The sequence below is a fragment of the Serratia sarumanii genome, assembly GCF_029962605.1.
GTDB classification, from domain to species: Bacteria; Pseudomonadota; Gammaproteobacteria; order Enterobacterales; family Enterobacteriaceae; genus Serratia; species Serratia sarumanii.
The window spans coordinates 133,070-146,831 of record NZ_CP124750.1 but is presented as its reverse complement, the minus strand read 5'-3'; the positions used below and the strand labels follow the sequence as shown (position 1 = coordinate 146,831).

The window sequence follows — 13,762 nt, the reverse complement described above, 5'->3', positions numbered from 1 at the left end:
ATCAGGCAAAGAAACTCAGGATGGTATTGATTACCGTACGCTGATTGACATCAGACATATTGTAGAACAGCGGCAAGCGCACCAGGCGCGCGCTTTCCTGCGTGGTGTAACGATCTTCGCCGGCAAAGCGGCCAAAGCGTTCGCCGGCCGGGCAATCATGCAGCGGGATATAGTGGAACACCGCCATGATTTCGGCTTCCTTCAGGTAGTCGATAAAGGCCGTGCGCTCTTCGATATCGCGCAACTTGATATAGAACATGTGCGCGTTATGCACGCAGTCGGCCGGGATGACCGGCAGTTCGATGCGGCCTGACCGGGTCAACGGCAGGAAGCTGTCGTAGTAATTCTGCCACAGAGCCAAACGGCGCTGGTTGATGCGCTCCGCCACTTCCAGCTGGCCCCACAGGTAGGCGGCCTGCAGGTCGGACATCAGATAGCTGGAACCGATGTCGCGCCAGGTATATTTGTCGACCTGGCCACGGAAGAACTGGCTGCGGTTGGTGCCTTTTTCGCGGATGACTTCCGCCCGATCGATCAGGGCCGGATCGTTCACCAGCGTCGCGCCGCCTTCGCCGCCGGCGGTGTAGTTTTTGGTTTCATGGAAGCTGAAGCAGCCGATATGGCCAATGGTGCCCAATGCCTTGCCTTTGTAGGTCGACATCACGCCCTGCGCGGCATCTTCCACCACGAACAGGTTATATTTCTTCGCCAGCGCCATGATGGTATCCATCTCGCAGGCCACGCCGGCATAGTGCACCGGCACAATCGCGCGGGTTTTATCGGTGATCGCCGCTTCGATTTTGGTTTCGTCTATGTTCATGGTGTCTGGACGCAGGTCGACGAACACCACTTTGGCGCCGCGCAGCACAAAGGCGTTGGCGGTGGAAACGAAGGTAAAGCTTGGCATGATCACTTCGTCATCCGGCTGGATATCCAGCAGAATGGCGGCCATTTCCAACGACGCGGTGCAGGAAGGCGTCAACAACACTTTCGCGCTGCCGAAACGCTGTTCCATCCACTGCTGGCAGCGGCGGGTGAAACCGCCGTCGCCGCACAATTTGCCGCTGCCCATGGCAGCCTGCATATATTCCAGTTCAGTGCCAACAACCGGTGGAGCGTTAAATGGAATCATGTCTACCTCTGTATAACCAGTACGCGGTGCTTTCAATCACGGCACCCTGTCGTTGATAGAGTCGTAATGCGGCGATATTGCCCACCTGGGTCGCAACCCGCAGGCGCTGCATCCCCTGCTGCCGACATTCGGCGATCGCCGCCGTCATCAGCCTGGCGCCCACGCCCCGGCCGGATGCGCCGGGGAACGCCGCCAACAGGCCAATGCGCATTTCCTGGCCGCCAATGTCACGCAGGCTGACAAAGCCTTCGGGTTGCCCCTGGCTATCCAGCACCAGCAAGCATTGATGATCAAAGGTGCCCTGCACCGCTTTTTCGATCCAGGCCGCATAGAATCGCCCGCTATCGGCGCGATCGTACCACGGGGCGCGAAATCGGCTGGCAGCGAACACCTCACCGGCGGCAGCGCGCAATGACGGGATGTCCTCGGGAACGGCCTGACGCACCGCAACCGCCAAAGCGGCATCGGCCGTCGCGCTTTCAGGCGCAACGTTCACCACCAGATCCACTTCCCCTTCGACCAGCCGGAATCCCAGCGTCGACAGCGCATCGGCCCATCCCAGGCGATAAGCGGGAATTTTGGCCTGCACCAACGCATAGGCATCCAAATCAGCCTCGGCTACGGGTGCCGCCGAGCTATCGAAATGTAATTTGGCGCTCTCTAATTGGAAGAAGTCGCTCTCCCAAACCAGCGGCTCAATACTGGCGTGGACGCGCATGCAGTAAATCCAGTAAATATTTGCCGTAACCGGTTTTGGCCAGCGTCTGAGCCGCGCGTTTTACGCCCTCATCATCCAGCCAGCCATTGCGCCAGGCGATCTCCTCGAGACAGGCGATTTTAAAGCCCTGGCGTTTTTCTACCGTCTGCACAAAGCTGCTGGCTTCCAGCAGACTGTCGTGCGTGCCGGTATCCAACCAGGCGAAACCACGCCCCAGCAGCTCGACGTTCAACTCTCCGCGTTCCAGATACATCTGGTTAATGCTGGTGATTTCCAGCTCGCCGCGCTCCGAAGGCTTCACCTGTTTGGCAAACTCCACCACCTGGCTATCGTAGAAGTACAGGCCGGTCACCGCCCAGTTAGACTTCGGTTTAACCGGTTTTTCTTCGATCGACAGCGCGCGGAAGTGGTCGTCAAACTCCACCACGCCAAAGCGCTCGGGATCCATCACCTGATAGCCAAACACGGTCGCGCCGGTGGTGCGTGCTGCAACGCTTCTCAACTTGGGACTGAACCCCTGACCAAAGTAAATATTGTCGCCCAAAACCAGACAGCTCGGCTCACCGGCCAAAAATTCTTCACCGATCAAAAATGCTTGAGCCAGGCCATCGGGACTTGGCTGTTCGGCATAGCTGAGATTGATACCGAATGCTTCACCACTGCCCAAAAGCCGCTTGAATGAAGGCAGATCTTCCGGCGTGGAGATAATCAGAATATCTTTGATTCCCGCCAGCATCAGCACCGACAACGGATAATAGACCATCGGTTTGTCGTAGATCGGCAGCAGTTGCTTGGACACGCCGCGCGTGATCGGATGCAGACGCGTACCGGAACCGCCAGCCAGAATAATACCTTTCATACTTGCTCCAAAACCCGCCGCGCAGCCGCAGAGCGACACGGCGTTAAATTAATCTGACAGGCCCAAACGCTCGCCGGCATAAGAACCGTCTTGCACCCGGCGCCACCAGGTCTCGTTGTTCAGGTACCAAACTACGGTTTTGCGAAGGCCGCTTTCGAAGGTTTCCTGCGGCCGCCAGCCCAACTCACGATCGATTTTGCCGGCGTCGATGGCGTAACGCATATCGTGACCCGGGCGATCCTTCACGTAAGTGATCAGATCGCGGTAGTTCGCCACGCCCTGCGGCTTGTTCGGCGCCAGTTCTTCCAGCAGATCGCAAATGGTCTGCACCACTTCGATATTCTTGCGCTCGTTATGGCCGCCGATATTGTAAGTTTCGCCTACCACGCCTTCGGTCACGACCTGATAGAGCGCGCGCGCGTGATCTTCGACATACAGCCAGTCACGCACCTGCGCGCCGTTGCCGTATACCGGCAGCGGTTTGCCGGCTACCGCATTCAGGATCACCAACGGAATCAGCTTCTCCGGGAAGTGATAAGGGCCGTAGTTGTTCGAGCAGTTGGTCACGAGGGTCGGCAAACCGTAGGTGCGCAACCAGGCGCGCACCAGATGATCGCTCGACGCCTTGGAGGCGGAATACGGACTGCTCGGCGCATACGGCGTGGTTTCGGTGAATAGATCGTCGGTGCCGTGCAGGTCGCCATACACTTCGTCGGTGGAGATATGATGGAAACGGAAAGCCTGCTTCTTCTCTGCAGCCAACGGCTGCCAGTACTGGCGCGCCGCTTCCAGCATAGTGTAAGTGCCCACCACGTTGGTCTCGATAAAGGCCGCTGGGCCGTCGATAGAACGATCGACGTGGCTTTCCGCCGCCAGGTGCATCACCACGTCCGGCTGATACTGGGCAAATACCCGATCCAGCTCGGCACGATCGCAGATGTCGACCTGCTCGAAAGCATAGCGCTCGCTCTCGGCCACCACCGCCAGCGACTCGAGGTTACCGGCATAGGTCAGCTTATCCACCACCACCACGCTATCGCCGGTGGCCTCGATGATGTGCCGCACAACCGCGGAGCCAATGAAACCGGCACCACCGGTAACTAAAATACGTTTCAACGCCAGACTCCCTTAGTATCCACCACCCAGCTTTGCTTGATCTCTTCCGGCCGGATGGCCTTGAACTGCTGGTGATCGACCAACATCACGATCACATCGGCCTGCTGCAACGCTTCCGCGATTGGCGTCAACGTCACATGGCCGGCCAACGACTTCGGCAACTGTTCGACGTTCGGTTCCACCGCCAGCGTTTCGCCGACGTGCCATTCGGCGATCAGATGTACCACTTCTACCGCCGGGCTTTCACGCAAATCATCGATATTCGGTTTGAAGGCCAGGCCGAAGCAGGCAATTTTGACCTCGGACGCGCGCTTGTCGGTGGCGGCCAGACAATCGGCCACCGCCGCTTTCACCCGGTCGACCACCCACAGCGGTTTGCCGTCGTTCACCAGGCGTGCGGTGTGGATCAGGCGTGCCTGCTGCGGATTCTGCGCCACGATAAACCACGGATCGACGGCAATGCAGTGACCACCGACGCCCGGCCCCGGCTGCAGAATATTCACCCGCGGATGGCGGTTCGCCAGGCGGATCAGTTCCCAGACGTTGATCCCCTGCTCAGCGCAGATCAACGACAGTTCGTTGGCAAAGGCGATATTTACGTCGCGGAAGCTGTTTTCCGTCAGCTTGCACATCTCGGCGGTGCGCGAGTTGGTGATCACACATTCGCCCTCGAGGAAAATCTTGTACAGCGCGCTGGCACGTTCCGAGCACTTCGGCGTCATGCCGCCGATCACGCGGTCGTTTTGAATCAGCTCCACCATCACCTGCCCCGGCAACACGCGCTCCGGGCAGTAGGCGATATTCACGTCCGCCGCTTCGCCCGCTTGCTGCGGGAAGCTGAGATCGCTGCGCGCCTGCGCCAGCCAGTCCGCCATTTGTTCGGTGGCCCCCACCGGCGAGGTGGACTCCAGGATCACCAGATCGCCTTTTTTCAGCACCGGCGCCAGCGATTTCGCCGCCGCTTCGACATAGGCCAGATCCGGCTCGTGATCGCCCTTGAACGGCGTAGGCACCGCGATCAGGAACGCATCGGCCGCCAGCGGTTTGGTCACCGCCCGCAGGAAACCGCCGTCGACGGCGTCCTTGACCACTTTGTCCAGATCCGGTTCGACGATGTGGATCGCGCCGCGGTTAATGGTATCTACCGCATGTTGGTTAACATCTACACCCACCACTTTTTTCTTGCGGGAAGCGAACGCCGCCGCCGTTGGCAAGCCGATATAACCCAGGCCGATAACCGAAATAGTGTCAAAACTCATAGTGTCACCTGATGATTCTTTAAAGCTTCGAGGATACGCTGACAGGCATGTCCGTCACCGTATGGGTTATGCGCCCGACTCATCGCGTGATATTCGCTTTCGTCCGTCAACAGCCGGGTCACCGCTTCAACAATTTTGGTCACATCGGTGCCGACCAGACGCACCGTGCCCGCATCTATCGCTTCCGGGCGTTCGGTGGTGTCGCGCATCACCAGCACCGGTTTACCTAACGATGGCGCCTCTTCCTGAATGCCACCGGAATCGGTCAGGATCATGTAAGCCTGGGTCATCAAATAGACAAACGGCAGATAATCCTGCGGCTCGATCAGCATGACGTTGTCGATGCCTTTCAAAATGCGATTCACCGGCTCACTGACGTTCGGATTGAGATGCACCGGATACACCACCTGTACTTCCGGGTGATTGCGGGCGATCTCCGCCAGCGCGCTGCAAATTCGCTCAAAACCGCCGCCAAAGCTTTCGCGGCGATGACCGGTGACCAGGATCAGTTTCTTGTCGGCGTCGAGGAACGGATAACGCTGTGCCAGGCCAGCCCGCAGCGCGGCATCGCTCATCACGCGGTCACGCACCCAGAACAGAGCGTCGATCACCGTATTGCCGGTCACGAAAATACGGTTGTCCGGCAGCAGTTCGCGCAACAGATTTTGGCGCGAGTTCTCGGTTGGCGCGAAATGGTACATCGCCAGGTGGCCGGTCAGTTTGCGGTTGGCCTCTTCCGGCCAGGGAGAATACAGATTGCCGGTACGCAGCCCGGCCTCGACATGCCCGACGGGGATGCGTTGATAGAACGCCGCCAGGCTGGTCGCCAGCGTAGTGGTGGTATCGCCGTGCACCAGCACCACGTCCGGTTTGAAGTCTTCCAGCACCCCTTTCAGCCCTTCCAGGATGCGGCAGGTGATTTCCGTTAGCCCCTGGCCGGGTTTCATGATGTTCAGGTCGTAATTCGGCGTGATCTCAAACAACCGCAATACCTGATCCAACATCTCACGATGCTGTGCCGTTACGCAGACTCTTGCATCAAAAGCCTCATCCTGGGCCAGTGCATGTACCAGCGGTGCCATTTTGATGGCTTCAGGTCTGGTGCCGAAAACAGTCAACACTTTCACAGCGAATCTCTTTTGGTCGGTTAATCGCAGGCCCCGCCTGCGAATCGGGCGCTCACGCGCCCTGCATCAGATTATTATATTATTTTTAACTACGCGGCCGACGCGCCAAGGCAACGCCCGCGCCAACCAAAGCGCCCATCGCGCCCCACAGAATCAGCCAGAAGACCCGGCGTGGGCTGTCGCGTTTTACCGGCTCTTCCGGCGTGCGCAAATAACGATAGGTCTGGAACTTCTCATCCAACGTCGGGCCAACGTTCAGCGTCGCCAGCATCGCGCGGTTCTGATCGTAATCCAGGTCATAGGTAGGGCCGGAGGCCTGCAGGCCTTCCAGACGCGCCTGCAGCATAGGCCGGCCCAGCAGGAACAGATCCGAATCCGGCAGTTGCTCGGCCGGAGTGTCGGTCTGCGCGCGGCTGATCCCCTGGCTTTCGGCGATTTTCAGCGCCTGCTGCGTGGTGTTCAGCTCGCGCTTGTAAACCGACTCCGCCACCGCTTCCTGCCGCTTGACCTGCGCCTTCATTGAGGTAGTGCGAGCGGCCCACGCCCCCTGGATCTCTTCGTTCAGGTGCAGGGCAGCGCGGTGGCTGGCGAAGGCCACGTATTGACGCAGCAGGCGGTTGGCGTCCGCGGCAGTTTCCGCCGTCAGCTTCACGCCGTCGTTCGGCACTTTCTTGTCGTCGCGCGGCGTGAACAGGATGTTGTTGATCAGCTCGTCGAGCAGCGCCGCATCCGCGCGGGCATCCCCTTCCTGACGTTGCTTGTAGTAATCGCTCTGCAGCCAGAAATCGCGACGCGTATCGTAAGCCGCCAGCTGCATGATGAACTCATTGTAGGCTTCGTCCGCGATGCTCGGCTGATCGCCGGCCGTCGCCGGCAGCGTGCGCACATCCAGATTGCGCAGGAACTGCTGCTGGGAGTAGTAACCGCCCAGCGCATTTACCGTGGGTTTGTCGGTGATTGCGGTCGCGCTCCATTCTTGCTTTACCAGATAAGAGACGATCAGCGCGACCGCCGCGAACAGCACCGCAATGCCGATAATCCACGGTTTGCCGCGCCACAGGGTGCAGCACAGGCCGCGGATATCGAGTTCGTTATCCACCGCCGGGGTATGCTTGTCAGACGTTGTTTCTGGATTCATCACAGCCAAAAAGCCTCTGGTTAAGATACTTGCTTGTTATCGCTCGAACGCCGCAGGCGACGCTTGATACGCTTAATGTACCGCGCAACCCGCCAGGCGCGCTTGATGCAGTAACCGTACAGGAAGAAAGCAAGCAAGAATAATGCCAACATAACCCACTCTGGGATAAAAGTCAGGCGTTCGCCGATCACGCCAACCGCCGCCAGCAATGCGGCCGCCAGGGTAATCAACACAAAAGCCTGCCGCGGCGTAAAGCCGGCTCGCATGATCAGGTGGTGAATATGTTGACGATCGGGAGAGAAGGGGCTCATCCCCTTGCGTAAACGACGATACATGATTGCTATCATGTCCATCAGCGGAATAGCGATGATCCACAGTGCGGTCACCGGATTAATCGAGTGTGCCTTGCCCTGCGAGCTTTGCAGCAGCAGCCAAATGGCGGTAAAGCCGATCAGGGTACTGCCGGCGTCCCCCATGAACACCTTATAACGGCGGCCGAGAATGCCGAGGTTGAGCAAAATATAGGGAACGATGGTGGCGATCATCGCAAAGCACCAGAACGCCATCTCATGGTGGCCGCTCAGGTACAGCAACAGACCCAGCGCGCCGAAGGAGACGCACGACAGCCCACCCAGCAGGCCATCAATGCCGTCGACCATGTTGAAGGCGTTGATCGCCGCCCATACCGCAAACAGCGTCACCAGATAGCCGAACGGCCCCAGCAACATCTCCCAGTCGCCCAGTACATGGCCGAAGCTGCGCAGATACAGACCGGCGAACACCATCATGGCGATGCCGACCAACGCCTGCACCAGGGCGCGGATTTTAACGCTGATGTCGAAACGATCGTCGAGCGCGCCCACAAACACCAGAATGCCGGCGCAGGTCAGATAAAGCTTGGCGTGCGCGATAGGTTGTTCGGAAATCCAAAACGCGAAGCACAATCCGGCATAAACGGAAATACCGCCGACCAGTGGAATCAGCCCCTGATGGCGTTTGCGATAATTGGGTTTATCTACCAGACCAATACGTTTTGCCGCCTTGCGGGCAACAAAGAGAAAAGCCAAAGAAAACAGGAAAACAAATAGAATTTCAGTACTCATAGTGAGTAAGTTCACAGTTAACAGATCTCTGTAGAAGATAAGGCAGCTTACCACGGGCAATAGCTTGTGCCATCGACCCCCGCCACCTTTCGGTCATTTCCTATGACAACGGTGATTCATGCCTATTTTCTTCGCATCGGCTGACAAAACGACAGCAGCAAAGCCGATCGGCACCGAGCCGACCGACAAACAAGATGAATTCTCAATAAGTCGAGGAAACAACTTACTTTTCCATTACTGCTACTTATCGTATCCGCCAAAAGCGAAAAACGCCACGACTAGGCGTGGCGTTCAGCGAATTTTTTAACGAATTATGAGCGTTTCATCATATCGAAGAATTCATCGTTGGTTTTAGTCATCGCCAACTTATTAATGAGGAACTCCATCGCGTCAATCTCACCCATCGGGTGAATGATTTTGCGCAGGATCCACATTTTTTGCAGCTCTTCGGAAGTGGTGAGCAGCTCTTCTTTACGGGTACCGGAGCGGTTGTAATCGATCGCAGGGAATACGCGCTTCTCGGCGATTTTACGCGCCAGGTGCAATTCCATGTTGCCGGTACCTTTGAATTCTTCGTAGATCACTTCGTCCATCTTCGAACCGGTATCGACCAGCGCGGTCGCGATGATGGTCAGGCTGCCACCCTCTTCCACGTTACGCGCCGCACCGAAGAAACGCTTCGGACGATGCAGGGCGTTGGCGTCCACACCACCGGTCAGCACCTTGCCGGAAGCCGGTACCACGGTATTATAGGCACGCGCCAGACGGGTGATGGAGTCGAGCAGAATGATCACGTCTTTCTTGTGCTCAACCAGGCGCTTGGCCTTCTCGATCACCATTTCGGCCACTTGCACGTGGCGCGAAGCCGGCTCGTCGAAGGTCGATGCGATCACTTCGCCTTTCACCAGACGCTGCATCTCAGTCACTTCTTCCGGGCGTTCGTCGATCAGCAGCACCATCAGCACGCAGTCTGGGTGGTTGTAGGCGATGCTCTGCGCAATGTTCTGCAGCAGCATGGTTTTACCGGCTTTCGGCGGCGCCACGATCAGGCCGCGCTGGCCACGGCCAATCGGTGCCGCCAGATCCAGTACGCGCGCCGTCAGGTCTTCGGTCGAGCCGTTGCCGCGCTCCATCCGCAGACGGGAATTGGCGTGCAGCGGCGTCAGGTTCTCGAACAGGATCTTGCTGCGGGCGTTTTCCGGCTTGTCGTAGTTGACTTCGTTGACTTTCAACAGGGCAAAATAGCGCTCGCCTTCTTTTGGCGGGCGAATCTTACCGGAAATGGTGTCACCTGTGCGGAGGTTGAAGCGGCGGATTTGGCTAGGGGATACGTAGATGTCGTCGGGACCGGCGAGGTAGGAACTGTCTCCAGAGCGGAGGAAACCGAATCCATCCTGCAATATCTCGAGCACGCCGTCGCCGAAGATATCTTCTCCGCTTTTCGCATGTTGCTTCAGAATGGAGAAGATAATGTCCTGCTTGCGCATGCGGGCAAGGTTTTCCAGCCCCATATTTTCGCCGAGAGTAATCAGCTCAGAAACCGGCGTATTCTTTAATTCGGTAAGATTCATAGTGGTGGGTTCTTAAACTCGGGGTATGTCTCGAACTTGTATCGTGAATGGTATGGCAGCGAGATGCGTGCCTGTTTACTGGACGTTCGATCACCGGGCGCAGAGCCGTCGCGGTAAGAAATGGCTTACATCGGGCGCACGCATTGACGGTTGAAGATCGAAGGTACCTTAAAAATGATTTTTGCAAAACCGTTTGATTGCCAAAACACGGGCTGAGTTCAGTTTACTTTCAACGCCAGTGATTCGACACAGAGTATAGCTTTAGATTCAAACTCTTTAGATTTAAAACTTCGGGCAAGTTCTATATGCAGTGTGGTTAAACTTAACACGCTTCTTGGCAGGCGTCTAGCGGTGAATTGAACATCACCGCCAGGCGCCTGATACTGGGCTTCCCGCCCGATTACAGATTCGCGTTCAGGAAATCTTTGAGCTGACCTTTGGACAACGCGCCAACCTTGGTCGCGGCCACTTCACCGTTCTTGAACAGCAACAGCGTAGGGATGCCACGGATACCGTACTTGGGCGCGGTAGCCGGGTTCTGATCGATATTCAGCTTGGTGATGGTCAGTTTGCCTTCGAACTCTTCGGCAATCTCATCCAGAATCGGAGCAATCATCTTGCACGGCCCACACCATTCAGCCCAGAAATCGACCAGGATCGGCCCTTCCGCTTTCAGCACGTCAGCGTCGAAGCTGCTGTCAGTCAGGTGAATAATTTTATCGCTCATGTTCTACTCCACAGGATTATGTCTACCTTGTTGGTGTAGCATTAACCAACTCAAGGTGATTTTATTGCACCGCGTTTATTTCAACGGATGTGCTTTCGTAAAGCAATAGTTAGCTGATATTCTACCACACTATGAGCAAAACACACTTGACTGAACAGAAGTTTTCCGACTTCGCCCTGCACCCGTTAGTCCTTGAAGCCCTTGAGAAAAAAGGGTTTCACAATTGCACGCCCATCCAGGCGTTAGCATTGCCGCTCACGCTCTCCGGGCGTGACGTTGCAGGTCAGGCGCAAACCGGTACCGGAAAGACGCTGGCGTTTTTGGCGTCTACTTTTCACTATTTGCTGACTCACCCGGCGAAACAGGATCGCCAGACCAATCAGCCGCGCGCCTTGATCATGGCGCCTACGCGTGAACTGGCGGTGCAAATCCACTCCGACGCAGAAGCGCTCTCCCAGAGCACCGGCCTGAAACTGGGCCTGGCCTACGGCGGCGACGGCTACGACAAACAGCTGAAAGTGCTGGAAAGCGGCGTGGACATTCTGATTGGCACCACCGGCCGTTTAATCGATTACACCAAGCAGAACTATGTCGATCTCGGCGCGATGCAGGTTGTCGTGCTGGATGAAGCCGATCGCATGTACGATCTCGGCTTTATCAAAGACATCCGTTGGCTGTTCCGCCGCATGCCTGCGGCCGATCAACGCCTGAACATGCTGTTCTCCGCCACCCTGTCCTATCGCGTACGCGAGCTGGCCTTCGAGCAGATGAACAACGCCGAATATGTTGAAGTGGAACCGGAACAGAAAACCGGCCACCGCATTAAAGAAGAGCTGTTCTACCCGTCCAACGAAGAAAAAATGCGTCTGCTGCAGACGCTGATCGAAGAAGAGTGGCCGGATCGCGCCATCATCTTCGCCAACACCAAGCACCGCTGCGAAGACATCTGGGGCCATCTGGCCGCCGACGGTCACCGCGTGGGCCTGCTGACCGGTGACGTGGCGCAGAAAAAACGCCTGCGCATCCTTGACGACTTCACTAAAGGCAACCTCGACATCCTGGTCGCCACCGACGTCGCCGCGCGCGGTCTGCACATTCCTGCCGTCACCCACGTATTCAACTACGATCTGCCTGACGATTGCGAAGACTACGTGCACCGCATCGGCCGTACCGGCCGCGCAGGCGCCAGCGGCCACTCCATCAGCCTGGCGTGTGAAGAGTACGCGCTCAACCTGCCGGCGATCGAGACCTATATCGACCACAGCATTCCGGTAAGCAAGTACAATAGCGATGCGCTGCTGACCGATCTGCCGGCGCCGAAACGCCTGTCGCGCCCGCGCGGCGGCAACGGCCCACGTCGCAACTCCGCGCCTCGTCGCGGCGGCGCGCCGCGCAACAACCGTAAACGCTCGAGCTGATCGCCATGCTCAGCTCCAGCACGCTTTATGCTGCCATCGATCTCGGCTCCAACAGCTTCCACATGTTGGTGGTGCGCGAGGTGGCCGGCAGCATTCAGACCCTGGCGCGGATCAAGCGCAAGGTGCGCCTGGCGGCCGGGCTGGATCAGAACAATCACCTGTCGCATGAGGCCATGCAACGCGGCTGGCAGTGCCTGCGGCTGTTCTCCGAACGCCTGCAGGACATTCCGCGCGAGCAGATCCGCGTCGTCGCCACCGCCACGCTGCGCCTGGCGTCCAACGCCGATGAGTTCCTGCAGGCAGCCGAGCAAATCCTCGGCTGCCCGGTACAGGTGATCAGCGGCGAAGAAGAAGCACGGCTGATTTATCACGGTGTCGCGCACACCACCGGCGGGCCGGATCGGCGGCTGGTCGTCGACATCGGCGGCGGCAGCACCGAACTGGTCACCGGCACCGGCGCACAGGCATCGCAGCTGTATAGCCTGTCGATGGGCTGCGTCACCTGGCTGGAGCGCTACTTCAGCGATCGCAACCTCGGGCAAGAAAACTTCGAGCGCGCCGAACAGGCCGCGCGCGAAATGGTGCGGCCGATCGCACCGCAGCTGCGCCAGCAAGGTTGGCAGATCTGCGTCGGCGCTTCCGGCACCGTACAGGCGCTGCAGGAGATCATGGTGGCGCAAGGCATGGATGAGCGCATCACCCTGCCCAAGCTGCGCCAGCTGAAACAGCGCGCCATTCAGTGCGGCAAGCTGGAAGAGCTGGAGATCGAAGGGTTGACGCTGGAGCGCGCGCTGGTGTTCCCGAGCGGCCTGTCCATTCTGTTGGCCATCTTCCAGGAACTGGGCATCGAAAGCATGATGCTGGCCGGCGGGGCGCTGCGTGAAGGCCTGGTTTACGGCATGCTGCATCTGCCGGTGGAGCAGGATATTCGCATCCGCACCATCCGCAACCTGCAGCGCCGCTACCTGATCGACACCGAGCAGGCCGAACGCGTCAGCCAACTCGCCGCCAACTTCTCGCAGCAGGTCGCCAACGAGTGGCAGCTGGATGCGCGATGTCGCGAGCTGTTGCACAGCGCCAGTCTGATCCACGAACTCGGCCTCAGCGTCGATTTCAAGCAGGCGCCGCAACACGCCGCCTACCTGATCCGCCATCTGGACTTACCCGGCTTTACCCCGGCGCAGAAAAAACTGCTGGCCACCCTGCTGCAAAACCAGAGCAACCCCCTCGACCTGTCGCTGTTGAACCAGCAAAACGCCCTGCCGCCGCGCACTGCGCAGCGTCTGTGCCGCATTTTGCGCCTGGCGATCATCTTCGCCAGCCGCCGCCGCGATGACACGCTGCCGGCGGTGCGGTTGCGCGCCAATCAGGACGATGAACTGACGGTGATCTTGCCGCCGGGTTGGCTGGAACAGCATCCGCTGCGCGCCGAGGCGCTGGAGCAGGAAAGCCACTGGCAGAGCTACGTCCACTGGACGCTGCGATTGGAAGAACAGCGTTGAAATGACCAGGGCGCGATTCACGCCTGAGGTTAATGGCAAACCTGATGACATTGCCAGGTTTACAGAAGACAGCATATAAAAAATAAGGAAAA

Annotated in this window: 12 protein-coding genes; 2 read left to right on the top strand and 10 right to left on the bottom strand. The window is 58.1% G+C overall.

Annotated features, from left to right (window positions below; translation table 11 throughout):
- Position 1 precedes the first annotated feature (1 nt).
- The 10 genes from rffA to trxA form a co-directional block, all read right to left on the bottom strand.
- Positions 2 to 1,132 carry a dTDP-4-amino-4,6-dideoxygalactose transaminase gene (rffA, locus tag SSARUM_RS00645; RefSeq protein WP_060431210.1) on the bottom strand — a complete coding sequence of 377 codons (1,131 nt, stop codon included), beginning with the start codon at positions 1,130 to 1,132 and terminating at the stop codon, positions 2 to 4.
- A complete protein-coding gene (gene rffC, locus SSARUM_RS00640) occupies positions 1,119 to 1,850 on the bottom strand; it encodes a dTDP-4-amino-4,6-dideoxy-D-galactose acyltransferase (RefSeq protein ID WP_049233759.1) in 732 nt (243 codons plus the stop codon). Before rffC ends, rffA begins: the two co-directional genes overlap by 14 nt.
- Positions 1,828 to 2,709, bottom strand: a complete 882-nt coding sequence (rfbA, locus tag SSARUM_RS00635; protein WP_033649870.1) for a glucose-1-phosphate thymidylyltransferase RfbA — start codon at positions 2,707 to 2,709, stop codon at positions 1,828 to 1,830. Before rfbA ends, rffC begins: the two co-directional genes overlap by 23 nt.
- Before the next feature lie 48 nt (positions 2,710 to 2,757).
- Positions 2,758 to 3,825, bottom strand: a complete 1,068-nt coding sequence (rffG, locus tag SSARUM_RS00630) for a dTDP-glucose 4,6-dehydratase (RefSeq protein WP_033649871.1) — start codon at positions 3,823 to 3,825, stop codon at positions 2,758 to 2,760.
- The gene (wecC, locus tag SSARUM_RS00625; protein ID WP_033649872.1) at positions 3,822 to 5,084 is read right to left on the bottom strand and encodes a UDP-N-acetyl-D-mannosamine dehydrogenase; all 1,263 of its coding nucleotides are present in this window, start codon (positions 5,082 to 5,084) and stop codon (positions 3,822 to 3,824) included. The genes rffG and wecC overlap by 4 nt, the downstream gene beginning before the upstream one ends.
- On the bottom strand, positions 5,081 to 6,211 hold the full coding sequence (gene wecB / locus SSARUM_RS00620; protein WP_033649873.1) for a non-hydrolyzing UDP-N-acetylglucosamine 2-epimerase: 1,131 nt from the start codon (positions 6,209 to 6,211) through the stop codon (positions 5,081 to 5,083). Before wecB ends, wecC begins: the two co-directional genes overlap by 4 nt.
- 85 nt (positions 6,212 to 6,296) lie before the next feature.
- Positions 6,297 to 7,349, bottom strand: coding sequence for an ECA polysaccharide chain length modulation protein (gene wzzE, locus SSARUM_RS00615; protein ID WP_033636634.1), 1,053 nt, complete (start codon positions 7,347 to 7,349; stop codon positions 6,297 to 6,299).
- Positions 7,350 to 7,369: 20 nt separating this feature from the next.
- Positions 7,370 to 8,467, bottom strand: coding sequence for a UDP-N-acetylglucosamine--undecaprenyl-phosphate N-acetylglucosaminephosphotransferase (gene wecA, locus SSARUM_RS00610; protein WP_049233749.1), 1,098 nt, complete (start codon positions 8,465 to 8,467; stop codon positions 7,370 to 7,372).
- A gap of 296 nt (positions 8,468 to 8,763) precedes the next feature.
- Positions 8,764 to 10,023, bottom strand: a complete 1,260-nt coding sequence (gene rho, locus SSARUM_RS00605; RefSeq protein ID WP_004934188.1) for a transcription termination factor Rho — start codon at positions 10,021 to 10,023, stop codon at positions 8,764 to 8,766.
- A gap of 400 nt (positions 10,024 to 10,423) precedes the next feature.
- Positions 10,424 to 10,750 (bottom strand): thioredoxin TrxA, encoded by a 327-nt coding sequence (gene trxA / locus SSARUM_RS00600; protein ID WP_033636629.1) that lies wholly within the window; start codon positions 10,748 to 10,750, stop codon positions 10,424 to 10,426.
- A 131-nt stretch (positions 10,751 to 10,881) separates the two neighbouring features.
- Between trxA and rhlB the strand changes: the two genes are divergently transcribed.
- Positions 10,882 to 12,168: an ATP-dependent RNA helicase RhlB gene (gene rhlB, locus SSARUM_RS00595; protein WP_004934183.1), complete on the top strand. Its 1,287-nt coding sequence runs from the start codon at positions 10,882 to 10,884 to the stop codon at positions 12,166 to 12,168.
- 5 nt (positions 12,169 to 12,173) lie between these two features.
- A complete protein-coding gene (gene ppx / locus SSARUM_RS00590; protein ID WP_033636627.1) occupies positions 12,174 to 13,670 on the top strand; it encodes an exopolyphosphatase in 1,497 nt (498 codons plus the stop codon).
- The last annotated feature ends 92 nt before the right edge of the window (positions 13,671 to 13,762 follow it).